Origin of the sequence: Pseudomonas sp. 09C 129, assembly GCF_002843625.1 — a bacterium.
In the GTDB taxonomy this organism is placed as follows: Bacteria; Pseudomonadota; Gammaproteobacteria; order Pseudomonadales; family Pseudomonadaceae; genus Aquipseudomonas; species Aquipseudomonas chlororaphis.
On sequence record NZ_CP025261.1, the window covers coordinates 5645754 to 5669699 of the forward strand.

Consider the following 23946-nt stretch of genomic DNA (forward strand, 5'->3'; position numbering starts at 1 on the left):
CAACTCCTTATAAAGGTCCGAGTACGACAGTGACCAACGTCAGGACACAGACGTACAAGGCCACATCGAACAGTGCTTCGTGCCAGATCCAGCGCCCCAGAGGCGTTGCGCGCAACAGCATGCGCAACACCCCGGTCAGCACCAGCGCCAGCACCACATAAATCAGAAACGGGCTGAGCAACACTCCGCCCAGCGACCACTCACGCAGCCCCATGGTTTTCCTCCTGCTGCCGGCACCAGGTGCGCCAGCTCTTCTGCAACTGCACCACCGCGCCCTGGGCCAGCTTCAACGCATCGCTCGGCGGTTGGCTGCCCAGGGCCTCGAGCAAGGCCGTGCTGGCGTCGGCCAGCGCATCGTCGCGACCGGCGGCCGGCCCTTGTTCCAGCACCTGTTCCAGATGCTCGAAATAACGTCGCTGCGAAGCATCCGCGGGCACCTGGGCTACCGCCAGGCTCAACCGCAAATGCATCAGTTCATCGCCGATATCCAGGCCCAGCAGGCCATCGTCCCAGCGGCTGCGCGCCTGTTCCGGCAATTCCGGGTAGTGCCGCGCCAGTTGCAGCAGGCGATCGGCCATGCGCCCGCCGAACCAGCTTTCCGCGCCGCGCAGATTGCGCCGGGTCAAGCGCACCAGATCCTGCAGGGTCGCCGCCAGCAGGCGCCGCCCATGCCAGGCCGGGTCGCGCAGGATCAGCAGGTGAAACGCCAACACTGCGGCGCCTACGCCGAGCACCATCGCCTGGGCGCTGTTGAAGAAATTCGCGACGTCGAACGTCATCGGGTTCTGCGGTGAAATCAGCACCACGAAGTGCAGGCAGAACGAGGTCGCCGTGGCGCCGATCTGCGGTTTGGCCATGCCCAGCGCGCCGAAAAACAACGGCACGCCCATGGCCATCGCCAGCAGGGCGAAACTGCTCCACTGCGGCAGCAGGATCTGCCCGACCATGAAGGCCGCCGGAATCGCCAGGAAGATGCCGCGCATGAAACTCATGCCAATCTGCGCGCCGTTTTCGCGACTGGCGAACAGGCCGCACACCACGCAGGTCAGCAGCATCGCCCCGGAGGCCGCCGGCCAGGCCGTGGCCAGCCAGAAGCAGGCCACGGTGAGGAAAGCCAGGGCGCTGCGCGCGCCAAACAGCAGCGCCAGCGATAGATCGCGATGGGGGCTCAGGGTGGCGGGCTGCTCCACCGGCGCCTTGCCCTCCTCCACCGCCCGCAGCGCCTCGCCGGCGGCCAGGGCGGTATCCAGCAACAGGGTGAAACGGGCCAGGCAATAGCTTTGCGCCGAGCTGATCGCCGAGTCATGGGAAGCGTCCAGCAACTGCGGTCGCAACGCCTGCAAGGTCGGTTTGTCCATGGCCGCCAGGGCTTGCTGCACTTGCTCCATCCACGGCGCCAGTTGCTGCGCCTCGGCCTGGTCCAATTGCTTCCATTGCCGGCGTACCGAACGGGAGATCCGCAGCAGCATCAGCAGCTTCTGGCTCAGGCCGCTGATCGCCCGCGCCCGCTGCCGCCCCGACGGACCTTCGAACCAGGCATGTTCGCGCTGGGAGTCCACGGCGACGATGCGCCCGAGGATTTCCAGCAGGCCCTTGCGCGCCAGGGCATCGCCGGCCAGGGTCGCCCGCGCCGCCTGCATCCCGCTTTGCCAGGCGCTGCGCGCCTGGGCGGTCAACTGCCGCTCGACCCGCATCGGCCAGAGCAAGGCACTGCTGGCGGTGGCGCAGATAATGCCCAGGGAAATTTCCGTGCAGCGCGCCACGGCCTGGTCGAAGATCGACAACGGATGGGAGATCGCCGGCAAGGCGATGATCGCCACGGTGTAGCCGGCCAGCACGAAGGAATAGGACCAGGCGCTGCGCAGCAGGGTCGAACTGGCGGTGCACAGCCCCAGCCACAGCGCCAGGGCCAGCAGGAACAGCCACGGTGTCTGGGCGAACAGCCCCATGAACAGCACCGACATGCAGGTTCCCACCAAAGTCCCCACCAGCCGTGCCATGCCCTTTTGCAGGACCATCCCGGACAGCGGTTGGGCGACGATGATCGCCGTCATCAGGGCCCAGGACGGCTGCTGCAGGCCCCACCGCATGGCCAACCACAACGCCAGGCCGGCGCCGAGCACGGTCTTGATCGCGAACTGCACGGCCGCAAGATTGGGGGCGAACAACGCCTGCAAAGTGATACGCACGGAAAGAACCCTGGGAAGGACAAAACAACGATAGATGCCCGGGAGCGAGAGATGACGCCCACAAATTATTAGCTAGCTAACTATCAGTCGTCCAGCATTAATTTCAAGGCACAAAAAAACGCCAGGCAGGCTGGCGTTTTTGACAGGTTTAGCCCGCTATGAACGGGCGCGGGCCTGGTTGCGCAAGGCTTTGACCTGATCGTGGTTGCGCTGTACGCCATGGTACTGACGCTCCACCAGGTCACGAATGCCGACCAGGTTGTGTTTGCTGATTTTCTCCAGCGCATCCTTGTAGGCCTTCAGGGCGTGGTCTTCGCCGCGCTCGGCTTCGTTGAGCACCGCTTCTTCGTCCTTGCCGGTCACCAGGGACTTGAGGTCGACCCAACGGCGGTGCAGGTCGCCACTGACGCTGGTGGAGGTCTGCGGATCGCCGCCCATGGAACGCACGCTGGCCTGCAATTCGGCCGCGGCGGTGGCGCAATCGGCGGAGCGCTTGACGAACAGCGCTTTGAGCTCAGGCTGCTTGATGTCTTCTGCGCAGGTCTTGAACCCCTCCTGACCGTCCTTACTGGTTTCGATCAGGTCGTTGAGGATCGAAATCGCTTCTTTGTTGATGTCAGTCATTTTTCATTCCTTCCAGATTGAGGGAGTTGTCATAGGTGTTGCACCCTGCATGCCAGTCCTGGAATGAAAATTTTTCCATTATTTTTCAAATAGTTAAATTTTTTACCGCTTTCTGTATCCGCGTTATTTGCATGATCTGTCATTTGGCCTGCATGCAGAATGCCTGTATTTTCCAAGGTGTTCGTCACCTCTACAGACAGCCGCCATGAATCCCGAAAAACTTGAACTTCTGGTCACCCGCGAAATGCCCTACGGCAAGTACAAGGGCCGCATCCTCGCCGACCTGCCCGGCCCCTACCTGAACTGGTTCGCCCGCGAAGGTTTCCCCCACGGCGAGCTGGGCGGCCTGTTGGCATTGATGCAGGAAATCGATCACAACGGCCTCTCCGATCTACTGGACCCGCTGCGCGCCAAACACGGCAAACCCAAACCCCGTCATTAAGAAGACCGCCATGCCATGTAATGCCCAACTCGCCCGCGACGAAGATTACTGGCTGGCGATTGCCCGCCGATATGACGTCGAGCCCGGGCCGATCAACCTGGAAAACGGCTATTTCGGGCGCATGAGCCGCGCCGTGGTCGAGGAATACCAGCGCCAGATCGACTTCGTGAACCGCAGCAACTCGGTGCATGTGCGCCAGCATTTCGAACAGATCGGCAATTTGCAGATTCGACAGCAATTGGCCGAGCTGGTTGACGTCGATCGCCAGGCCATCGCCCTCACCCGCAGCGCTTCGGAGGCGCTGCAATCACTGATTCGCAACTACAACCGCCTCCAGCCGGGCGATCAGGTGCTGATCAGCGACCTGGAATACGACAGCGTCAAGGGCGCCATGCGCTGGCTGGCGCGCCATCGCGGGGTCGAGGTCATCGAGATCGAGCATGCTCATCCGGCGAGTTTCGACAGCCTGCTGGGCAGCTATCGCGAGGCCTTCGAGCGCTACCCTCGGCTGAAGCTGATGGCCCTGACCCACGTCACCCACCGCACCGGGCTGGTACTGCCGGTCCAGGCCATCGCCCTGGATGCCCGCGAACGGGGAATCGACGTCATCCTCGACGGCGCCCACGCCCTGGCCCAGGTCGATTTCCAGCTCAGTGAACTGGGCGTGGCGTTCGCCGGCTATAACCTGCAGAAGTGGATTGGCGCGCCGCTGAGCCTGGGTTTTGTCTATATCGACCCGCAACGCCTGGCCGATATCGATCCGGACATGGGCGAGCAACGTTATGCCCTGGACGATATCCGCTCACGGGCGCCTTATGGCACGCCGAACATCCCGGCCTGGCTGACCTTGCCACGGGTGTTCGAGGAGCACCGCGGCATGGGCGGCTCGGCCCTCAAGGGCGCACGCCTGAATTACCTGCGCGACCTGTGGGTGAGCCAGGTGCGCGACCTGCCCGGCATTGAAGTCATGACCCCGGACGATCCACGGCTGTATTGCGGCATCACCTCGTTTCGCTTCACCCGCCAGCCGGACCAGCAGGCGATGGCCGAGCGGCTGCTCCAGGAATACAACCTGTTCACCGTGGCGCGCAGCGGTTCGCGTTGCGGGCCCTGTATCCGGGTGACTCCGGGCTTTACCACGCCGAGCGCGGATATCCAGATGCTGGTCGAGGCATTGACCGAACTGGCAGTTGAATGACCTGTAGCCGCTGCCGCAGGCTGCGACAGGTCCGAAGGACCTTCTGCGATCCAGATGACGCTACGGCCTTTCGGCCGATCGCAGCCTGCGGCAGCGGCAACAGACAGTAGCGACCATTCAGATCGCGTTGCCCGCCCCGGCGTCATCGCGAACAAGCTGCGCTCCTACAGAAGACCCGGCGTCGCCAGGCAGCTTTTCTCCAGGCAAAAAAAAACGGTGCACCGACCAAGCGCACCGTAAAGCCGTAGAACACACCAACGAATCTTTGAGAAAAAAGCAGGAAAGCTGTCAGTCCAGCAGCGCCAGGGCCTCGGCCGTGCACTCCTGGATCCGCGCCCAGTCGCCGTTCTTGATCCACTCGGGATCGAGCATCCAGCTACCGCCGACGCACATCACGTTCTTCAACGCCATGTAGCTCTTGATATTGGCCGGGCCGACACCGCCGGTCGGGCAGAATTTCACTTCGCCGAACGGGCCACCCAGGGCCTTGATCGCGGCCACACCACCACTGACTTCCGCCGGGAACAGCTTGAAGCGGCGATAGCCCAGGCTGTAACCCTCCATGATCCCGGAGGCATTGCTGATCCCCGGCAACAGCGGGATCGGGCTGGCGACACTGGCTTCCAGCAGGTCGCGGGTAATGCCCGGGGTGACGATGAACTGCGAACCGGCGGCTTCGGCGGCGGCCAGCATCTGCCGATCGAGCACGGTACCGGCGCCGGTCACCAGCTCCGGACGCTGCTCGCGCAGGATCTGGATGGCCTTGAGGCCGAACTGCGAGCGCAGGGTCACTTCCAGCGCGGTCAGGCCACCGGCGGCCAGGGCGTCGGCCAGGGGCAGCACGTCCTGTTCGCGGGCGATGGTGATCACCGGCAGAATCCGCGCCTTGGCGCAGAGGCTGTCGATCAGGGCAACTTTGTCCGCCATGGAAACGGTCGGTTGTGGGATTGTCATAGCGGCTGATCCTTGGCTCATGGGCACCAGTAAATCTCTAACGGAGGTTGCAGGAAGGCACGAATCGGCATCGCGGCGACATCGTCACCGGCCAGTGCGGCACTCAGGGTGGTCAATTTGGATTGACCGGAAATCGACAGCACGCTGTACGTGGCCGAGGCCAGCAAGGCGCGGCTCATGCTCAGGCGCTGATGCGGCACGCTCGGCGCCAGCATCGGCCAGCAGCGTCGCTGGCCGTCGGCCCGCAGGGCTTCGGTCAGGTTCGGGCTGTTGGGGAACAGCGAGGCGGTGTGACCGTCGTCGCCCATGCCCAGGATCAGCACGTCGATGGCCGACAACTCGGCCAGCAGACGATCGGCCTGCACCGCGGCCTGTTCGAGGTTCGCCGCGGCGTTGTACAGGCTGAGGAACTTCGCCTTGGCCGCCGGCCCTTGGAGCAGGTAGCGCTTGAGCAGGCCGGCGTTGCTGTCGGCGTGCTCCACCGGGACCCAGCGCTCGTCCGCCAGGGTGATCAACACCTTGGACCAGTCCAGGTGCTGCTTGGCCAGGTGCTGGAAAAACGCCACCGGGCTGCGCCCACCGGACACCACCAGCGTGGCTTCGCCGCGCACCTGGATCGCCTGGCTCAGTTGCCCGGCCACCTTCAGCGCCAGGCCTTCGGCCAACAGCGCCGGGCTATGGAACTCGTGGGCGTGCACGCCCGCGGGCAGTTTCAATTTAGATATCGCCATACCACGACCTCCCGTCCCGCGTGATCAGTGCGATGGAGCTCATCGGCCCCCACGACCCGGCCGCATACGGCTTGGGCGCATCGCCGGATTTCTTCCACCCGGCGATCAACTGGTCGCACCACTTCCACGCGGCTTCGATTTCATCTTTGCGGACAAACAGGTTCTGGTTGCCGCGCATCACTTCCAGCAACAACCGCTCGTAGGCATCGGGAATCCGCGCGCTGCGATAGGTATCGGAAAAATTCAGCTGCAACGGGCCGCTGCGCAGTTGCATGCCCTTGTCCAGGCCTTGTTCCTTGGTCATCACCCGCAGGGAGATACCTTCGTCCGGCTGCAGGCGGATGATCAGCTTGTTGCTGATCTGCAGGCGCTGCTCGGGGGCGAAGATGTAGTGCGACGGCTCCTTGAAGTGAATGACGATCTGCGACAGCTTCTGCGGCATGCGCTTGCCGGTACGCAGGTAGAACGGCACCCCGGCCCAACGCCAGTTGCGGATGTCGGCCCGCAGGGCGACGAAGGTTTCGGTGTCGCTCTGGGTGTTGGAATTCTCTTCCTCCAGGTACCCCGGCACGGCCTTGCCTTCGCTGTGCCCGGCGATGTACTGGCCGCGCACCACCTGGGTGGTCAGGCCTTCCGGGCTGATCGGCGCCAGGGCCTTGAGCACCTTGACCTTCTCGTCACGGATGCTGTCGGCCGAGAGGTCGGCGGGCGGGTCCATGGCGATCAGGCAGAGCAGTTGCAACAGGTGGTTCTGGATCATGTCCCGCAGCTGGCCGGCCTTGTCGAAGTAACCCCAGCGGCCTTCGATGCCGACCTTCTCGGCCACGGTGATTTCCACGTGGGAGATGTAGTTCTGGTTCCACTGGGTCTCGAACAGGCTGTTGGCGAAACGCAGGGCGATCAGGTTCTGCACCGTCTCCTTGCCCAAGTAGTGGTCGATGCGATAGATGCGGTTCTCCGGGAAGAACTGCGCCACCGCGTCGTTGACCTTGCGCGACGACTCCAGGTCCGAACCGATGGGCTTTTCCAGCACCACGCGGGTGTTTTCCGCCAGGCCGGCCTTCGACAGGTTCTCGCAGATCGCCCCGTACACCGCCGCCGGTGTGGCGAAATAGGCGATCAGGCGTTGCTCGCGCCCGGCCAGCTCGGCCAGGGCCTGGTAATCCTCGGCCTTGAGGAAGTCCACGTGCAGGTAGGTCAGGCGCGCCAGGAAGCGCTCCAGCACCGCCGCGTCGATCTCCTTGGCACCGACATACTTGCGCAATTGCGCTTCAATGAATGACAGGTGCTGCTGTTCGCTGCCCGGCTCGCGGGCCAGGGCCAGAATGCGCGTGTCGTCATGCAGCAGGCCGGCGCCATCGAGTTGGTAGAGGGCAGGAAACAATTTGCGAAGCGCCAGATCGCCCAGCGCGCCGAACAAGGCAAAGGTGCACGGTTCAACCGTTATCGAAGGCATGATGTTTGTTCTTTTATCAAGTTAAGCTACAAATACCTTTTTTCAAGGCATCACTCAAGGGAAAATGTAGTAATAACCACAACATTTTAGCAAAATATAGATTCGAAGTGGTGGTCCGTCGGAGCCATCAGTAGGATAGGCCACCGCCAAAGACCGGTTAAGACCGGCTTCCTTTGCATTGCCGAACCAGGAAAACCCTAATGGACCGCGTGCGAAATCTTCTGGAACAGATCCAGAATCGCCTTGAAGAATTGAACAAGGCGGAACGTAAAGTCGCCGAAGTCATCCTGCTCAACCCACAGCAGGCGACCCGCTTCAGTATTGCTGCCCTCGCCCAGGCCGCTTCGGTCAGCGAGCCGACGGTCAACCGTTTCTGCCGCTCGTTCGGCGTCAGCGGCTACCCCGAACTCAAGCTGCAACTGGCCCAGAGCCTGGCCAGCGGCGCGGCCTACGTCAGCCGCGCGGTGGAAGCCGACGACAACCCCGAAGCCTATACCCAGAAAATCTTCGGCAGCGCCATCGCCTCCCTGGACAGCGCCTGCCAGGCCCTGGACCCGAACCTGATCAGCCGCGCCGTCGACCTGCTGATCCAGGCCCGGCAGATCCACTTCTTCGGCCTCGGCGCCTCGGCCCCGGTGGCCCTAGATGCCCAGCACAAGTTCTTCCGCTTCAACCTGGCGGTGACCGCCCATGCCGATGTGCTGATGCAGCGGATGATCGCCTCGGTGGCGCACACCGGCGAGCTGTTCGTGATCATCTCCTACACCGGGCGCACCCGCGAGCTGGTGGAAGTGGCGCGCATCGCCCGGGAAAACGGCGCCTCGGTACTCGGCCTGACCGCCGCCGGCTCGCCGCTGGCCAAGGCCAGTACCCTGAGCCTGAACATCCCGCTGCCGGAAGACACCGACATCTACATGCCGATGACCTCGCGGATCATCCAGCTCACCGTGCTCGACGTCCTCGCCACCGGCATGACCCTGCGCCGCGGCGTGGACTTCCAGCCGCACCTGCGCAAGATCAAGGAAAGCCTCAACGCCAGCCGTTATCCGGTGGGCGACGAGTACAACTGAGTTTCGCCTGGCCGCTCCTACAGGAACACATCGAACTGTAGGAGCGGCCGGTCGACGCTCGATTGCCCGCGATGACGGCAGCAGCCACACCGCCAACCCGCCACTACGCCCCCGCTCGCGCCTGCAGGCTCAGATGCGCCCGCTCCCCCGGCGCCAGGCACAGACTGTCGGTGCCGCCCGCCGCCGCCTCGACGCAGACGAACCCGGACACCTCGTTCCAGCTCACCCCCAGCAGCGGCCGGCTGCCTGGATGCCAGACCACGGTGTCGGCGGTGTCGCCGGTGTCGATGCGCAATTCGCGCTGCCAGGCGTGATCCTTGAGCTGCAATTCGCCCTCGTGCTGGAACACCCGCTGGCAGCCGCCATCGACCCGTAGCTCGCCCGTTTGCCGGCACGCCTGGCGGCTCAACTGGTCGTAACCCTCGGCGCCATCAAGCCCAGACAGCGCTACCTCACCGACGTCGCCAATACGCCAGTAGGCGTGCAAAGCCTGGCTCAGCTGGCACGGCAGGCTGTCCTGGTGCTCGGTGCTCAGGCGCAGGTCCAGGCTTTCGCCCAGGTGCGCGTGCAGGTCGACCTGCCAGTCGCACAGTTGCAACTGCCAGTGCAGGTACACGCCCTCGTCATCGCTGCGGCTGTCGAGCAGCTTCCAGTCGATCAGCCGGGCCCAGCCATGGGACGGCCAGGCGTTTTCGCTCGGGTGACGGCCGTACCAGGGCCAGCATACCGGCACCCCGCCACGGATCGCCCCGACCTGCGGCCACTTCGCTGCGCACCACAGCCAGGGCTTCTGCCCGGTCGGCTGGAAGTGCAGGAGCTGCGCGCCCTGGCGACTGAACACCGCCTGGCACAGCGGATGGTCGATCACCAGCACATCGCGCATCTGATAGCGCTCCCAGGCGAAGGTCGGGCGCTCGCGCAAGGATTTGAAAAAGCGTTGTAGCGGATGCTCATGCATGGGCCACGGTCCTGAAGATCATTGCTGTCCTGATAGTCATCATGCTGCGCAAGCTCCTGTAGCCGCTGCCGCAGGCTGCGATCGGCCGGAACGGCCGTAGCGTCCTCAAGATCGCTGAAGGCCTGCGGCCTTATCGCAGCCTGCGGCAGCGGCTACAGGGGGCGAATTGTCCCGCAAAAAAAAGCGGATAGCCAAGGCCATCCGCAAAAATGCGCACATAGAGGAGGAGCTTATCGCAACAGCGTTAAGCTCTGTACGAAAAGTGGCTGCGCTCGGTCATGCTGCGTTAAAAACAGGCTCGGAATGCTCATGTAGGCCCCTACAGTCGAGCGCGACCCCGGCCGTTCCTCGCCTGTTTTTGCCTTGCCTGACCTTCGCTCGCCGACTTTTCGTACAGACCTTAGAACACCGACTGAATTTTCAGGCCGGCCACCAGGGCGTTGTCGACTTCATCCACACCGCCTGGATGGGTGATGTACTGCAGGTTGGGACGCACGGTCAGCCAGTTGGTGACATGGAAGCCGTAGTTGATTTCGTAGTTGTACTCAGTCTCGCGGATCGGCGAGAACAGCGGATCGTCGTAGTTGCTGACACCGTTGGTGTCATTGAGCAACTGGGCGTTTTTCTTCACGTCGTCGTTGACATGGATACGGGCGAAACCAATGCCGACGTCATCCTTCGGACGTGCGTCGAACGGGCCCTTGTACACCAGCATCAGCGACTGGTAGTTGTCGATGAAGTTGGTGTCCTTGTCGTGGAACGTGGCATTGGCCGCGATGTTCAGACCGCGGGTCGCATCGCCGTTGTGGGTGGTGAGTTGCTGCTGCCCGACGAACCAGTAGCCGTGCTTGCTGCTGTGCACGCGATAGCTGTCGCCGGTGACCGCAGCGTCCCGGCCATTGACGTCCTCGCGCACGTCACTGGCATCGGCGGTGCTCTTGTAGTAACCGACGCGGTACTCGCCCGGCAGGTTGTTGACCTTCGGCGACCAGACCAGCTCGACCGGCAGGACGGTGCCCTTGGTACCGCTGCCGCTGAGCTTGAAGCCGTTGCCGTGCTCCAGTTGCGACGGGTTCTGGTTGTACGCACCGATCTGCGCATACAGCTCAGGGGTGATGTGGTACTTCACCCGCAGTGCCGCCTGGCTGACCGGCCAGTTGTACCAGATGTTGGTCGCCCAGTTGCCCACCTGGGAGCCGCAGAACGCCAGGTTCTGGAAGTCGCAGGGGAAGGTGTTGAAGTCTTCGCCTTCGCCGAAGTAACCGGCCTTGACGTCGAGCTTGCCGTCGAGGAACTGGTGCTGGATCCACAATTGGGTCAGACGCACCATGTGGCCACGGCCGTAGACTTCCTGGGAAGAGCTCAGGGTGCCGGCACGCGGATCGCCGATACGGTCATTGGAGATGTTCTGGCCGTTACGGTTGGTCAACTGGATCTTCGCCTGGGTGTTATCCCAGCCCCACAGTTTTTCCAGGTCCAGGGCCACGCCCAGGCCGAACTGGTCGCTGTAGCGCCCGGTCTTGTCGTCGTTGTAGCCGCCGTGCAGGTTGGCGCCCATTTCGCCAACGTAATCGGCTTTGATGTCGATCCCTTTCTCGAGCAGTTTGGTCCGCTCGCCACCCCAGTCGCCGGTCATCCATTTCGAATCGGCGCTGAACGCTTCGTCAGCGTGCGCGCTACCGGCCAGGGTCATTGCCGCAATCGCTGACAACTGGCAGATCAAGCGTGCATTGGTGCTCTTCTTTTTCATCCCTACATCCTCGTCTTTATTGTTATTAACTGTTTTTCTCTAACGCGGTTTACACCTGATGCGACGGATGACAGGCCATCCGCCGCGCATTCGGTATGTCCTTGCTCCAATGACGCGGGCTTCAACGCCCCTTGAACTGCGCCACGTTGCTGGCATGGGCTTCGGCCTGCGCAGGGGCCGCAACCCCCAGGCGCTCGCCACTCTTGGCATCGAACAGCAGAACCTTGGCCGGATCGAATTGCAGGGTCAGGGTTTCGCCGACCTGCGGCGCCACATCCGGCGCCAGGCGGCAGCAGACCTTGGTGCCGTTGAGGTTGACGAACACCAGGGTGTCGGGACCGGTCGGCTCGGTAACCTGGACCTCGGCGCGCAAGGTTGGCAGGCCGTTGCCCTCGCCGTTCGCCAGGCTGATCTGCTCCGGGCGGATGCCGAGTATCACTTCACGGTCTTCCAGGCCGGCGTCCTGCATGCCCAACGGCAGCTCGCAACGGGCCTGGCCGCTGTCCAGCAGGGCCAGCAGGCGGCCGTCCTTGCGCTGCAGGCGCAGGGGGATGAAGTTCATCGGCGGCGAGCCGATGAAGCTGGCCACGAACAGGTTGGCCGGGTCGTTGTAGATCTGTTTCGGAGTACCGAACTGCTGGATGATGCCGTCCTTCATCACCGCCACCTTGTCGCCCAGGGTCATGGCTTCGATCTGGTCGTGGGTGACGTAGACCGTGGTGGTTTTCAGGCGCTGGTGCATCAGTTTCATTTCGGTGCGCATCTCGACCCGCAGCTTGGCATCGAGGTTGGACAGCGGTTCGTCGAACAGGTAGATCTTCGGCCGCCGCGCCAGGGCCCGGCCCATGGCCACGCGCTGTTGCTGGCCGCCGGACAGCTGGCCGGGCTTGCGGCTGAGCAGGTGTTCGATCTGCAGCAGCTTGGCCACCCGCGCCACTTCCTCGTCGATCTCGGCGGCCGGCATCTTGCGGATCTTCAGGCCGAAGGCAATGTTGTCGCGCACGCTCATGGTCGGGTACAGCGCGTAGGACTGGAACACCATGGCGATGTCACGGTCTTTCGGGCTCATGCCGCTGATGTCGGCGTCGTCCACCAGGATCGCCCCGCCGCTGATGTTTTCCAGGCCGGCGATGCAGTTCATCAGGGTGGATTTACCGCAGCCCGAGGGCCCCACGAGAATCAGGAACTCACCGTCATCGATCTTCAGTTCGATGTTCTTCAGGGTGTCCGGCAAGCCGCTGCCGTAGGTCTTGTTGACGTTGCGTAATTCGAGAGTTGCCATCTTTTACCCCTTGACCGCGCCGGACGTCAGCCCACGCAGGAAATACTTGCCAGCGAATATGTAGACCAGCAGTGTCGGCAGCCCGGCGATCATCGCCGCCGCCATATCAACGTTGTATTCCTTGGTCCCGGTGCTGGTGTTGACCAGGTTGTTCAAGGCCACGGTGATCGGTTGCGCATCGCCGCTGGCGAACACCACGCCGAACAGGAAATCGTTCCAGATCTGAGTGAACTGCCAGATCAGGCAGACCATGACGATCGGCACCGACATCGGCAGCAGGATCTTGCCGAAGATGGTGAAGAAGCCCGCGCCGTCCAGGCGCGCGGCCTTGACCAGGGCGTCCGGGATGCTCACGTAGTAGTTGCGGAAGAACAACGTGGTGAACGCCAGCCCGTAGACCACGTGCACCAGCACCAGGCCGCTGGTGGTGTTGGCCAGGCCGAACTTGCCGAGGGTGAAGGACGCCGGCAGCAGCACGGTCTGGAACGGCAGGAAGCAGCCGAACAGCAGCAGGCCGAAGAACAGCTGCGAACCACGAAAGCGCCACATCGACAGCACGTAGCCGTTCATCGCGCCGACGAAGGTCGAGATGATCACCGCCGGCACGGTGATCTTCACCGAGTTCCAGAAGTAGCCGCCCACGGTATCCCAGGCCTTGATCCAGCCGATGCCGTCGATCACGGCCGGCCAGCTCAGCAGGTTGCCGGTGCGGATGTCTTCCGGGGTCTTGAAGCTGGTGAGCAGCATCACCACCAACGGCACCAGGTACACCGCCGCGGCCAGCAGCAAGGTGGCGTAGATGGCGATGCGGCTGAAGTTCAGCGCAGGTTTTCCGAGCTGGTTAGTCATGGCGTTTGCCTCGCAGTTCGGAGTACAGGTACGGCACCAGGATGGTCAGCACCGCGCCCAGCATCAGCATGGCGCTGGCCGAACCTATGCCCATCTGCCCACGGCTGAAGGTGAAGGAATACATGAACATCGCCGGCAGGTCGGACGAGTAGCCAGGGCCACCGGCGGTCATCGCCGCCACCAGGTCGAAGCTCTTGATCGCGATGTGCGCGAGGATCATGAAGGCGCTGAAGAACACCGGGCGCAGGCTCGGCAGGACAATCTTCAGGTAGATGGTCGGCAGGCTCGCGCCATCGACCTGGGCGGCGCGGATGATCGACTGGTCGACGCCGCGCAAGCCGGCGAGGAACATCGCCATGACAAAGCCGGAGGCCTGCCACACGGCGGCGATCACCAGGCAGTACACCACGCGATCCTGATCCACCAGCCAGTCCAGGCGAAAGCCTTCCCAGCCCCAGTCACGCAGCATCTTGTCCAGGCCCAGGCCGGGGTTGAGCAGCCATTTCCAGGCGGTGCCGGTGACGATCATCGACAGCGCCATCGGGTACAGGTAGACGGTGCGGATAAAGCCTTCCCTGCGGATGCGCTGGTCCAGCAGCACCGCCAGGAACACGCCGAGCACCAGGCTGATGCCGATGAACATGCCGCCGAACAGCGCCAGGTTCTTGCTCGCCACCCACCAGCGGTCGTTGTCCATCAGGCGCATGTATTGCTGCAGGCCGACCCACTTGTAGCTCGGCATGAAGCTGGAGTTGGTGAAGGACAGAATGAACGTCCAGATGATGTAACCGTAAAAACCGACCAGGACGATCAGCATGCTTGGCGCCAGGACCAACTTGGGGAGCCAGCGCTGCAGCGCGTCGAACGGTGAGGCTTTGCTGAAAACCGCCACAGAGCTCATCGGGATAATCCAGTTGAAGGAGTGAGTATCTGCAGGAGCGAAGCTTGCTCGCGATGAACGATCACGCGTCGTGTCAGGTACGACGCTTTCGCGGGCGAGCCTCGCTCCTGCAGGGGAAGAGCGCTCTCAGGAACAGCCGCAGGCTAGCCTGCGGCACCGGACCTTACTGGGCGGCCTTGACGGCTGATGCCAGCTGCGCACTGGCCTTGGCCGGGTCCGCGTCCTTGTCGTTCATGAAGTTGGTCACCACATCGAAGATCGCGCCCTGCACGGCCAGGGAGGTGGCCATGTTGTGCGCCATGCTCGGTTGCAGGCCGCCGGTCTTGTCGTCGGCCAGGAAGTCCTTGGCCGCCGCCTGGGCGCAGGAGTCGAAGCCTTGCGCGGCCATGTCGTTGAGCATGTCGGTGCGCACCGGAATCGAACCCTTGTTGATGCTGAAGACCTTCTGGAAGTCCTTGCCCAGGGCGACCTTGGCCAGGTCCTGCTGCGCGGCGATATCGCCTTTGCGATCGGCCTTGAGCTTGAACACCGCCAGGGAGTCGATGTTGTAGGTGAAGGCTTTGTCGGTGCCCGGGAAGGCCACGCATTGGTAGTCCTTGCCGGCGACTTTCTTCGCCGCGGTCCACTCGCTCTTGGCCCAGTCGCCCATCATCTGCATGCCGGCCTTGCCGTTGATGACGTCGGCGGCAGCGATGTTCCAGTCACGCCCGGCGCGGTTCGGGTCCATGTAGCCGGTGACTTTCTTCAGCTCGGTGAAAGCCTTGGTCATCTCCGGGCCGGCGAGGGTTTTCTGGTCCAGGTCGACCAGGGCTTTCTTGTAGCCATCGGCGCCCATGACCGAGAGCACCACGTCTTCGAACACGGTGCTGTCCTGCCATGGCTGGCCGCCATGGGCCAGGGCGATGAAGCCGGCGGCCTTGAGCTTGTCGCCGGCGGCATAGAATTCTTCGAGGGTGGTCGGGGCCTTGTCGATCCCGGCCTTCTTGAAGACTTCCGGGTTGATCCACAGCCAGTTGACGCGGTGGATGTTCACCGGCACCGCGACATAGTCACCTTCGTACTTCACGGTGTCGGAGACTTTCTTGGAAAGCAGGCCGTCCCAGTTTTCCGACTTGGCCACGTCTTTCAGCGCGTCGGTGCTGAGCAGGCCGGTGCTGCCCCACTCCTGGATGTCCGGGCCCTTGATCTGGGCAACGCCCGGCGGGTTGCCGGAAACGGCGCGGCTTTTCAGCACGGTCATGGCCGTGGCACCGCCACCGCCGGCGACTGCGCCGTCTTTCCAGGTGAAACCGTCTTTTTCGACTTGGGCCTTGAGCACATCGACCGCCGCTTTTTCACCGCCGGAAGTCCACCAGTGGACGACTTCCACGGAACCTTTGGCATCGGCGGCAACGGAAACGAGAGGGAACGCACTGAGGGGAAACAACGAGGCAACGGAAATGACAGCAGCTAGACGAGAAATCGCATTCATCTGAGGTGTACCTTTCTTGTTGTTATGCATGCAAGTCTGGTGCTTGCGCTGCATAGGATTCTAAACAGGGGACCCACCCGCGCAGGTAACGAAGGGATGCGCGAATGTCACCATATGGTTACACAATGCCCAGTCTAGACACTTCGGCCAAGGCCGATGCCATGCTCGGTGCCAGGGGCAGGCGCGGAATCAGCACCGCCTGCCAGGCGTGATACAGGTCCGGCTTGCCGGCCCAGATCTCGGCGCTGGGCCTGTTGTTGCTATCCAGCTCGTGATGCCAGCTGCCGTGCAGCGGGTCGATGAAATGCTCGGCAGTGAACTCCCAGAAGCGCCGATACCAGGTTTCGTACTGCGCCTCCCCGGTGCGTTGCAGCAAGGCACTGGCCGCCGCCGCGGCCTCGGCGTGGGTCCAGTGCAGGCGCTGGCGCACCACGGGGCGCTGCTGCCAGTCCAGGGTGTAGACGATGCCCGGCGCGCCATCGACGTCCCAGGCGTCACGGCAGGCATTCTCGAAGAGTTTCTGGGCATCCAGCAGCAGCCAGCCGGGGCTGAGCATGCCGGCCTGGCAGCGCGCGGCTTCCAGGTGCAGCAGCAGGCGGGCCCACTCGAAGGCGTGCCCGGGGGTGGTGCCATAGGGGCGGAAACCGTCGGCCGGATGTTCCTGGTTGTAATCCGGCAGCGGCTGCCACTGCCGGTCGAAATGCTCGATGACCCGGTAATCGCCGGCGGCGGCGTGCTCATGGATGACCCGCTCGACAATGTGCAGGGCACGGTTGAGCCAGCGCGGGTCCTGGGTGACATCGGCCAGGGCGAGGAACGCCTCGGTGGCGTGCATGTTGCTGTTGGCGCCGCGATAGGCCTCCTCGCCGCTCCAGTCACGGTTGAAGGACTCGCGCATCGCGCCCTCCTCCTCGCTCCAGAAATGCGTTTCGATGACCCGGATCGCCTCCGCCAGCAAGGCCTCGGCGCCGGGGCGCGCGGCCACCACCGCGGAACTCGCCGCCAGGGCGACGAAGGCATGCAGGTAGGCGGCCTTGCCGCTATTGCCGTCGCCCTGTCCGGGGCTGGCGAACCAGCCGCCGTACTGGCCATCGCGCAGCGCACCGTTGAGCGCGGCGATGCCGTGGTCCACCAGCGCGGCGTAGCCGGGAATGCCCTGGATATGGGCCATGGCGAAACTGTGGGTCATGCGCGCGGTGTTCATGGTGCCGGCGCGGGCACCGCTCGGCAGGCGCCCGCGCTCGTCCAGGTCGCCGAAGCCTTCGGGCAGCCGTGCCGCGCGGGCGAACCCCAGCAGGCGCTGGCCTTCGGCGGCCAGCCATTGATGATGGGCAGGAGCGTTCAGCCAGCTGCTGAACGTCAGTGGAATAGTGTTCATGGCGAACCTGTTGTTGTTCTTATCAGGGCCTTGAGTCTAAACAACGGGTTCGCGCGGGCAGGTAACGAAGGTCACAGGAAATGTCACCAAGCCGTGACAAACAACCTTGTAGCCGCTGCCGCAGGCTGCGCTCGAGACCGCAGGGCTCGCAAAACCGACGCCTCGGTCATACAGCCTAGCGCGGCATAACGTTTTACGACCGCTACGCGGTCGGGCGCAGGCTTCGCCAGCGGCTACAAGGGCATCAATCCATGGAGCGCGGCAGGTACAGGGTCACGCGCAAACCGCCTTCGCGCAGGTTCTGCAGGCTGACCTCGCCGCCATGGCTGTGGGCGATGTTGCGCGCGATGCCCAGGCCCAGGCCGTAGCCCTGCTGCTGGCCGGACAGGCGGAAGTGCGGCTCGAACACCTGCTCCAGGCGCTGCTCCGGCACGCCCGGGCCTTCGTCGTCGACATGCAGGATGAACGCATTGGCATCGTCGTCGATGTGCAGGTGGGCGTTCTGCCCGTACTTCAGCGCGTTGTCGATCAGGTTGCCCATGCAGCGCTTGAGCGCCAGGGGCTTGCCCGGATAAGGCGCCAGCGCCCGCCCCTGCTGGGTCACGCGGCCGTTGCCGTTGGGCGCCAGGTAAGGCTCCACCAGGCAGTCGAGCACCTGGTTGAGGTCCACCGGCTCGATGTTCTCATGGATATCGGTGTCCTTGACGCATTGCAGCGCGCCCTTGACCAGCAACTCCAGCTCATCCAGGTCGCGGCCGAACTTGGTTTGCAACTGCTCGTCCTCCAGCAGTTCGACCCGCAGCCGCAGGCGGGTGATGGGCGTGCGCAGGTCGTGGGAAATCGCACTGAACAGCTGGCTGCGTTCGGTCAGGTAACGGCTGATGCGCTCGCGCATGGCATTGAAGGCCCGGCCGACTTCCACCACTTCGCTGCCGCCGCCTTCGGCCACCGGCTGCACATCGGCGCCCAGGGACATGTCCCGCGCGGCCCGCGCCAGGCGCTTGAGCGGCCGGCTCTGCCAATGCACCAGCAGGCCGATGAACAGCAGCAGGAAACCGCTGGTGAGCACGATGAACCACACCTGCTGCGCCGGCAGCCCCTGTTCTTCGAGGCTGGTGTAGGGCTCGGGCAACAACGAGGCGATGTACAGCCACTCGCCCGGCGCCATCTGGATCTGGGTGACCAGCACCGGCGGGTTCACCGGTTCCAGGGTCAGGGCGTAGTGGGCCCAGGAGCGCGGCAACTCATCGAGTTTCAGGCCGCCGTTGAAAATCCGCAGGTCCTCGGGGCTGACGAAGGTCACCGAGATGTAGGCATCGTTGCCCAGGGACTGGCGCAGCACTTCCTCCACCGCCTTGAGCACCGCCTGCTTGCGTGGCGTGATCGGCAGCACTTCCATGCCCAGCGGCTTGTCGTTGAGGGTCACGACAAAACGGGTGCCGCCCATGCTGCGCAACTGGTCGAGCACCAGCGGCCGGTACGCCACCGGCAGCGAGCGAAAGTAGCTGACACTGGCGGTCATCGAATGGGCCAGGCTGCGGGCGCTGGTGACCAGGCCTTCGAGCTGGGTGGCGCGCAATTGCGACACCCAGATCACGCTGGACAAGGTTTGCGCGAACAACACCGCCAGCAGCGTCAGCAGCAACATCCGGCCCAGCAGCGAACGCGGCACCGGCACCCGCGCCAGCAGCTTGCGCGGCCACTCAGTGAGCATTGCCGGCAACCACATTGGCTGCCAACTGGTAACCGCTGCCGCGCACGGTGCGGATCAGCCGCGGCGGCTTCTCGGTATCGCGTAGGCGCTGGCGCAGGCGGCTGACCGCCATGTCGACGATACGGTCCAGGGGCATCAGCTCACGGCCGCGGGTGGCATTGCCGATGGTGTCGCGGTCGAGGATTTCCTGGGGGTGGTCGAGGAACAGCTTGAGCAGGGCGAAGTCAGCGCCGGAGAGGATCACTTCCTCGCCGTCGTTGTGGAACAGCCGGTGGCTGACCATGTCCAGGCGCCACTCGTCGAAGCACAGCACCTCGCCGCCGGTGCGCTCCTGGCCGAACTGCGCACGGCGCAACAGGGCCTTGATCCGCGCCTGCAACTCGCGAGGGCTGAAGGGCTTGCCCAGGTAATCGTCGGCCCCCAACTCCAGGCCGATCACCCGGTCGGCTTCGTCGGAGCTGGCGGTGAGCATGATGATCGGCACCTGGCCGACCCGCGGATGCTGGCGAATCCAGCGGCACAGGCTGAAGCCGTCTTCGTCCGGCAGCATCACGTCGAGAATCACCAGGTCGCTCGGCGCCTCGTTCAGCGCCTGGCGAAAACCGGCGCCGTTGGGCGTGCTGCGGACCTGGAAGCCGGCGCGACTGAGGTAGGTCTCCAGCAGCTCGCGGATTTCCTGATCGTCATCAACCAACAAGATCGACTTACTGACTGAACTCACGCGGGCCGTCCTTTGTTGTTATGGATGGGGCCGGATTATGCCTTACCGATCAACGAAACGTAGATACCAAGGCTCTGTAGCCGCTGCCGAGCCCGCGAGGCTGCGATCGACCTGGGCGGCATTCCGACAAAGCGGGCGCAGGGATTTAAAGATCGCTGAAGGCCTTCGGCCTTATCGCAGCCTCGCAGGCTCGGCAGCGGCTACGGATGTAGTGCACTGGATCAGGCAAACGCCTGCTCCAGCGCCACTCCGGCACCAGTCAGGCCCGAGTACGGCGCCGTCACCAGCCACACCGGAATGCCCTTGAAGTAATCGCTCATGCAGCCCTTGTCGGCAAAACAACGGGCAAAACCGCTTTCGACGAAAAAGTCGGCGAACCGCGGGATCACCCCGCCGACGATGTACACGCCACCGCGCGCACCGGTGGTCAGCACGTTGTTGCCCGCCACCCGGCCCAGCCAGCAGCAGAACTGCTCGAGCACTTCCAGGGCGATGGGGTCGCCGGCCAGGCCCGCGGCGGTGATGGCTTCCGGGGTGTCGAGCAGCGGCTCGTGCCCATCCACCGCGCAGATCGCCCGGTACACCCGGGGCAAGCCGCCGCCGCTGAGCGCGGTCTCGGCGCTGACGTGGCCGATCTCGCTGTAGAGGTGCTGCCACAACTGGGTTTCCCGCGGGCTGCTCAACGGCAGGTCGACATGCCCGCCCTCGCCCGGCAAGGCGGCCCAGCGGCCTTCGCCCAGATCCAGCAGGGTGCCGACGCCCAAGCCGGTGCCCGGCCCGATCACCACCGCCGGGCGCAACGGCTCGGCGGTGCCTTCGCAAACCACCCGGAACTCGCCGGGCTGCAGGCGGGTCATGCCCAGGGCCATGGCCGAGAAGTCATTGACCAGCAGCAGCTCGTCGACCTGCAAGGTCTGGCAGAAGGCCTTGCGGCTCAGGCGCCAGTGGTTGTTGGTAAAACGAAATTCGTCGCCGCCGACCGGGCCGGCCACCGACAGGCACACCGCGCCGATCGCACCCGGCGCCAGGCCGAGGCCGCCCAGGTAGACGCCGATGGCTTCTTCCGGGCTGGCGTGGTCCGCCGTCGCCAGCACCTGGATCGACTCCAGGCGCTGGTCTTTCCACAACGCAAAACGCGCATTGGTTCCACCAATGTCACCGACCAGCGCTAACTTCACTTAAGGTTCTCCAGAGCAGAGGTAAAGGCGCTGGCGCCCTGCTCCGCCGAGCTGAAGGCCATGCGCATGAAACCGAACAATTCGCGGCCGCTGCCGACGTTGTTGCCCAGCAGGCCCTTGGCCGGCTCGCGGGCGGCGAATTCGTCGGCGTCTACCTTAAGCTCCAGCGTGCCCTTTACGCCATCCACGCGAATGATGTCGCCGTCGCGTACTCGCGCCAGCGCGCCGCCGACCTGGGCTTCCGGGCTGACGTGGATCGCCGCCGGGATCTTGCCCGAGGCCCCGGACATGCGCCCGTCGGTAACCAGCGCGACCTTGAAGCCGCGGTCCTGCAACACACCGAGGAACGGCGTCATCTTGTGCAGTTCCGGCATGCCGTTGGAGCGCGGGCCCTGGAAGCGCATCACCGCCACGAAGTCTTTCTCCAGCTCGCCGGCCTTGAACGCATCGGCCAGGTCCTGCTGGTCCTGGAACACCACCGCCGGCGCTTCGACGATCTGGTGCTGCAACGCCACGGCGGAGACTTTCATCACCCCGCGACCGAGGTTGCCTTCCATCACCCGCAGGCCGCCTTCCGGCGAGAACGCGCGGGCCACCGGGCGCAGGATGTTTTCGTCGAGGCTTTCGATCGGGCCGTCGCGCCACACCAGCTTGCCGTTGTCCAGGAACGGCTCCTGGGTGTAGCGGCTCAGGCCACGGCCGGCCACGGTATTGACGTCTTCGTGGAGCAGGCCGGCTTCCAGCAGTTCGCGGATCAGGAACGCCATGCCGCCCGCGGCCTGGAAGTGGTTGATGTCGGCCTTGCCGTTCGGATAGACGTGGGACAGGGTCGGCACCACCTCGGAGAGGTCGGCCATGTCCTGCCAGGTCAGCTGGATGCCCGCGGCCTGGGCGATCGCCGGCATGTGCAGGGTGTGGTTGGTCGAACCGCCAGTGGCGTGCAGGGCAACGATGGAGTTGACCAGCGAACGCTCGTCGACGATCTCGCCGATCGGCGTGAAGTTGCCGCTCTGCGCGGTCAGGCGGGTGACCTGCTGCGCCGCCTCATGGGTCAGGGCGTCGCGCAGTGGCGTGTAAGGGTTGACGAAGGACGCGCCCGGCAAGTGCAGGCCCATGACTTCCATCAGCAGCTGGTTGGTGTTGGCGGTGCCGTAGAAGGTGCAGGTGCCCGGGCTGTGGTAGGACTTCATCTCCGATTCCAGCAGCTCTTCGCGGCTCGCCTTGCCCTCGGCGTAACGCTGGCGCACGTCGGCCTTTTCCTTGTTGGAAATGCCCGACGGCATCGGCCCGCCCGGGACGAAGATGGTCGGCAGGTGGCCGAAGCGCAACGCGCCCATCATCAGGCCCGGGACGATCTTGTCGCAGATGCCGAGCATCAGCGCGGCGTCGAACATGTTGTGGGACAAGGCCACCGCGGTGGACAGCGCGATCACCTCGCGGCTCGGCAGGCTCAGCTCCATGCCGGCCTCGCCCTGGGTCACGCCATCGCACATGGCGGGCGTGCCGCCGGCGAACTGGCCGACCGAGCCCATCTCGCGCAGGGCCTTCTTGATCTGTTCGGGAAAGTGCTCGTACGGCTGGTGCGCCGAGAGCATGTCGTTATATGACGAAACAATCGCCACGTTGGCGGCATTCATCATGCGCAGGCTGTGCTTGTCTTCCGAGCCGCAGCCGGCAACGCCGTGGGCGAAGTTCGCACACTGCAGCTTGCCCCGTTGCGGGCCATCGCTGGCGGCGCCGCGGATCAGGGCGAGGTAAGCCTCGCGAGTGGCGCGACTGCGGGCGACAAGCCGTTCGGTGACCTCAAGAACGCGGGGATGCATGTGTAGAACTCCAGGCTAACGGATGTGGCGACCTGTTTGTCTATGCTGGTCAAAACGCCCGCGGCACAGGGGATGGCAGAGGGTTTCTTGACCATTTGGACCAGTTGATTCAGGTCACTCGTTGTAGATAAAACAAAATATTGCCATCAAAAAGGCTTGTTTTCTATTTTTTTGCGAATAATCTTGTAATTCCAACAACAAAACTACGGCAGGCGCTTTTCTATGACTCTACGAATCGCAATCAATGGTTTTGGCCGCATCGGCCGCAACGTCCTGCGCGCACTTTATACCCAAGGCTATCGTCAGGATCTGCAGATCGTCGCCATCAACGATCTGGGTGATAGCTCGATCAATGCCCACCTGCTCAAATACGACACCGTCCACGGCACCTTCGATGCCGAGGTGCAGCACGATCAGGAAAGCCTGACCGTCAACGGCGACCGGATCGCCGTCAGCGCCATCCGCAATCCGGCCGAACTGCCCTGGGCCGCCGAGAAGATTGACGTAGTATTCGAATGCACCGGTCTGTTCACCGACCGTGCCAAGGCCGCCGCCCATCTCAGCGCCGGCGCCCGCAAAGTGATTATTTCCGCCCCGGCCAAAGGCGCCGACGCCACCGTGGTGTATGGCGTGAACCACGACATTCTGCGCCAGTCGCACCAGATCATTTCCAACGCTTCGTGCACCACCAACTGCCTGGCGCCGGTGGCCCAGGTGCTGAACCGCGAGCTGGGCATCGAAAGCGGGCTGATGACCACCATCCACGCCTACACCAACGACCAGAACCTGACCGACGTCTACCACAGCGATCCGTACCGCGCCCGTTCGGCCACCCAGAACATGATCCCGAGCAAGACCGGCGCGGCCGAAGCCGTGGGCCTGGTGCTGCCGGAGCTGGCGGGCAAGCTGACCGGCATGGCGGTGCGCGTCCCGGTGATCAACGTATCGCTGGTGGACCTGACCGTGCAGCTCAAGCGCAACACCACCGCCGAGGAGGTCAACGCCCTGCTCAAGAGCGCCAGCCAGCACTCGAAGATCCTCGGCTACAACAGCCTGCCGCTGGTTTCCAGCGACTTCAACCACAACCCGCTGTCGTCGATCTTCGACGCCAATCACACCAAGGTCAGCGGCGGCAAGCTGCTCAAGGTCCTGGCCTGGTACGACAACGAGTGGGGCTTCTCCAACCGCATGCTGGATAACTGCCTGGCCCTGTGCAGCGCCGAGTAAACCCATGGCCTGCGGCGCGGGAGCTGCCGC

General features: G+C 63.8%; 21 protein-coding genes. 4 read left to right on the plus strand and 17 right to left on the minus strand.

What is annotated here, in order from left to right:
* Positions 1-7 precede the first annotated feature (7 nt).
* The 3 genes from CXQ81_RS25180 to CXQ81_RS25190 all read right to left on the minus strand — a co-directional run bounded on the left by CXQ81_RS25180 (position 8) and on the right by CXQ81_RS25190 (position 2813).
* Complete coding sequence (locus CXQ81_RS25180) at positions 8-214, minus strand: DUF1656 domain-containing protein (RefSeq protein ID WP_007925079.1); 207 nt, start codon at positions 212-214, stop codon at positions 8-10.
* Positions 201-2189, minus strand: a complete 1989-nt coding sequence (locus tag CXQ81_RS25185; protein WP_101338866.1) for an FUSC family protein — start codon at positions 2187-2189, stop codon at positions 201-203. The genes CXQ81_RS25180 and CXQ81_RS25185 overlap by 14 nt, the downstream gene beginning before the upstream one ends.
* A 156-nt stretch (positions 2190-2345) precedes the next feature.
* The gene (locus CXQ81_RS25190; RefSeq protein ID WP_101338867.1) at positions 2346-2813 is read right to left on the minus strand and encodes a PA2169 family four-helix-bundle protein; all 468 of its coding nucleotides are present in this window, start codon (positions 2811-2813) and stop codon (positions 2346-2348) included.
* Positions 2814-3018: 205 nt separating this feature from the next.
* Here CXQ81_RS25190 and CXQ81_RS25195 point away from each other — a divergent pair, with 205 nt between their 5' ends.
* Positions 3019-3255: a DUF3820 family protein gene (locus tag CXQ81_RS25195; RefSeq protein ID WP_007925076.1), complete on the plus strand. Its 237-nt coding sequence runs from the start codon at positions 3019-3021 to the stop codon at positions 3253-3255.
* 10 nt (positions 3256-3265) lie between these two features.
* Positions 3266-4453 carry an aminotransferase class V-fold PLP-dependent enzyme gene (locus CXQ81_RS25200; protein ID WP_101338868.1) on the plus strand — a complete coding sequence of 396 codons (1188 nt, stop codon included), beginning with the start codon at positions 3266-3268 and terminating at the stop codon, positions 4451-4453.
* Positions 4454-4741: 288 nt separating this feature from the next.
* Here CXQ81_RS25200 and CXQ81_RS25205 read toward each other — a convergent pair whose 3' ends face one another.
* From CXQ81_RS25205 to zwf, 3 genes are read right to left on the minus strand one after another with little or no spacing between them, the layout of a single operon-like run.
* On the minus strand, positions 4742-5407 hold the full coding sequence (locus CXQ81_RS25205) for a bifunctional 4-hydroxy-2-oxoglutarate aldolase/2-dehydro-3-deoxy-phosphogluconate aldolase (protein WP_007921959.1): 666 nt from the start codon (positions 5405-5407) through the stop codon (positions 4742-4744).
* 17 nt (positions 5408-5424) lie between these two features.
* Positions 5425-6138, minus strand: coding sequence for a 6-phosphogluconolactonase (gene pgl / locus CXQ81_RS25210; RefSeq protein ID WP_007921957.1), 714 nt, complete (start codon positions 6136-6138; stop codon positions 5425-5427).
* The gene (gene zwf / locus CXQ81_RS25215) at positions 6125-7594 is read right to left on the minus strand and encodes a glucose-6-phosphate dehydrogenase (RefSeq protein ID WP_007921955.1); all 1470 of its coding nucleotides are present in this window, start codon (positions 7592-7594) and stop codon (positions 6125-6127) included. The genes pgl and zwf overlap by 14 nt, the downstream gene beginning before the upstream one ends.
* A 209-nt stretch (positions 7595-7803) precedes the next feature.
* Here zwf and CXQ81_RS25220 point away from each other — a divergent pair, with 209 nt between their 5' ends.
* Positions 7804-8664 (plus strand): MurR/RpiR family transcriptional regulator, encoded by an 861-nt coding sequence (locus CXQ81_RS25220; protein ID WP_169914959.1) that lies wholly within the window; start codon positions 7804-7806, stop codon positions 8662-8664.
* Between the two features lie 103 nt (positions 8665-8767).
* On the opposite strand, the gene CXQ81_RS25225 is transcribed toward CXQ81_RS25220, so the two are convergent.
* The 11 genes from CXQ81_RS25225 to edd all read right to left on the minus strand — a co-directional run bounded on the left by CXQ81_RS25225 (position 8768) and on the right by edd (position 22689).
* On the minus strand, positions 8768-9622 hold the full coding sequence (locus CXQ81_RS25225) for a D-hexose-6-phosphate mutarotase (protein ID WP_007921951.1): 855 nt from the start codon (positions 9620-9622) through the stop codon (positions 8768-8770).
* Between the two features lie 400 nt (positions 9623-10022).
* Positions 10023-11372: a carbohydrate porin gene (locus tag CXQ81_RS25230; protein WP_101338869.1), complete on the minus strand. Its 1350-nt coding sequence runs from the start codon at positions 11370-11372 to the stop codon at positions 10023-10025.
* A 121-nt stretch (positions 11373-11493) separates the two neighbouring features.
* Positions 11494-12654, minus strand: a complete 1161-nt coding sequence (locus CXQ81_RS25235; protein ID WP_007926334.1) for an ABC transporter ATP-binding protein — start codon at positions 12652-12654, stop codon at positions 11494-11496.
* A gap of 3 nt (positions 12655-12657) precedes the next feature.
* Complete coding sequence (locus tag CXQ81_RS25240) at positions 12658-13503, minus strand: carbohydrate ABC transporter permease (protein ID WP_007926331.1); 846 nt, start codon at positions 13501-13503, stop codon at positions 12658-12660.
* A complete protein-coding gene (locus tag CXQ81_RS25245; protein ID WP_007926330.1) occupies positions 13496-14404 on the minus strand; it encodes a carbohydrate ABC transporter permease in 909 nt (302 codons plus the stop codon). Before CXQ81_RS25245 ends, CXQ81_RS25240 begins: the two co-directional genes overlap by 8 nt.
* 163 nt (positions 14405-14567) lie before the next feature.
* Positions 14568-15875, minus strand: coding sequence for an ABC transporter substrate-binding protein (locus CXQ81_RS25250; RefSeq protein ID WP_007926323.1), 1308 nt, complete (start codon positions 15873-15875; stop codon positions 14568-14570).
* A 118-nt stretch (positions 15876-15993) separates the two neighbouring features.
* On the minus strand, positions 15994-17253 hold the full coding sequence (locus tag CXQ81_RS25255) for an AGE family epimerase/isomerase (protein WP_101338870.1): 1260 nt from the start codon (positions 17251-17253) through the stop codon (positions 15994-15996).
* A gap of 244 nt (positions 17254-17497) precedes the next feature.
* Positions 17498-18925: an ATP-binding protein gene (locus tag CXQ81_RS25260; protein WP_202949040.1), complete on the minus strand. Its 1428-nt coding sequence runs from the start codon at positions 18923-18925 to the stop codon at positions 17498-17500.
* 31 nt (positions 18926-18956) lie between these two features.
* The gene (locus CXQ81_RS25265) at positions 18957-19688 is read right to left on the minus strand and encodes a response regulator (RefSeq protein WP_087090306.1); all 732 of its coding nucleotides are present in this window, start codon (positions 19686-19688) and stop codon (positions 18957-18959) included.
* 221 nt (positions 19689-19909) lie between these two features.
* On the minus strand, positions 19910-20866 hold the full coding sequence (locus tag CXQ81_RS25270; protein WP_101338871.1) for a glucokinase: 957 nt from the start codon (positions 20864-20866) through the stop codon (positions 19910-19912).
* Positions 20863-22689 (minus strand): phosphogluconate dehydratase, encoded by a 1827-nt coding sequence (edd, locus tag CXQ81_RS25275; RefSeq protein ID WP_007926313.1) that lies wholly within the window; start codon positions 22687-22689, stop codon positions 20863-20865. Before edd ends, CXQ81_RS25270 begins: the two co-directional genes overlap by 4 nt.
* A gap of 222 nt (positions 22690-22911) precedes the next feature.
* Between edd and gap the strand changes: the two genes are divergently transcribed.
* Complete coding sequence (gene gap / locus CXQ81_RS25280) at positions 22912-23916, plus strand: type I glyceraldehyde-3-phosphate dehydrogenase (protein WP_007926310.1); 1005 nt, start codon at positions 22912-22914, stop codon at positions 23914-23916.
* Positions 23917-23946: the final 30 nt, after the last annotated feature.

Bases quoted from the DNA above. Each gene is read 5' to 3' on its own strand.
- CXQ81_RS25180 (WP_007925079.1), bottom strand. From the start codon at position 214: ATGGGGCTGCGTGAGTGGTCGCTGGGCGGAGTGTTGCTCAGCCCGTTT.
- CXQ81_RS25190 (WP_101338867.1), bottom strand. From the start codon at position 2,813: ATGACTGACATCAACAAAGAAGCGATTTCGATCCTCAACGACCTGATC.
- CXQ81_RS25195 (WP_007925076.1), top strand. From the start codon at position 3,019: ATGAATCCCGAAAAACTTGAACTTCTGGTCACCCGCGAAATGCCCTAC.
- CXQ81_RS25200 (WP_101338868.1), top strand. From the start codon at position 3,266: ATGCCATGTAATGCCCAACTCGCCCGCGACGAAGATTACTGGCTGGCG.
- CXQ81_RS25205 (WP_007921959.1), bottom strand. From the start codon at position 5,407: ATGACAATCCCACAACCGACCGTTTCCATGGCGGACAAAGTTGCCCTG.
- pgl (WP_007921957.1), bottom strand. From the start codon at position 6,138: ATGGCGATATCTAAATTGAAACTGCCCGCGGGCGTGCACGCCCACGAG.
- zwf (WP_007921955.1), bottom strand. From the start codon at position 7,594: ATGCCTTCGATAACGGTTGAACCGTGCACCTTTGCCTTGTTCGGCGCG.
- CXQ81_RS25225 (WP_007921951.1), bottom strand. From the start codon at position 9,622: ATGCATGAGCATCCGCTACAACGCTTTTTCAAATCCTTGCGCGAGCGC.
- CXQ81_RS25230 (WP_101338869.1), bottom strand. From the start codon at position 11,372: ATGAAAAAGAAGAGCACCAATGCACGCTTGATCTGCCAGTTGTCAGCG.
- CXQ81_RS25235 (WP_007926334.1), bottom strand. From the start codon at position 12,654: ATGGCAACTCTCGAATTACGCAACGTCAACAAGACCTACGGCAGCGGC.
- CXQ81_RS25240 (WP_007926331.1), bottom strand. From the start codon at position 13,503: ATGACTAACCAGCTCGGAAAACCTGCGCTGAACTTCAGCCGCATCGCC.
- CXQ81_RS25245 (WP_007926330.1), bottom strand. From the start codon at position 14,404: ATGAGCTCTGTGGCGGTTTTCAGCAAAGCCTCACCGTTCGACGCGCTG.
- CXQ81_RS25250 (WP_007926323.1), bottom strand. From the start codon at position 15,875: ATGAATGCGATTTCTCGTCTAGCTGCTGTCATTTCCGTTGCCTCGTTG.
- CXQ81_RS25255 (WP_101338870.1), bottom strand. From the start codon at position 17,253: ATGAACACTATTCCACTGACGTTCAGCAGCTGGCTGAACGCTCCTGCC.
- edd (WP_007926313.1), bottom strand. From the start codon at position 22,689: ATGCATCCCCGCGTTCTTGAGGTCACCGAACGGCTTGTCGCCCGCAGT.
- gap (WP_007926310.1), top strand. From the start codon at position 22,912: ATGACTCTACGAATCGCAATCAATGGTTTTGGCCGCATCGGCCGCAAC.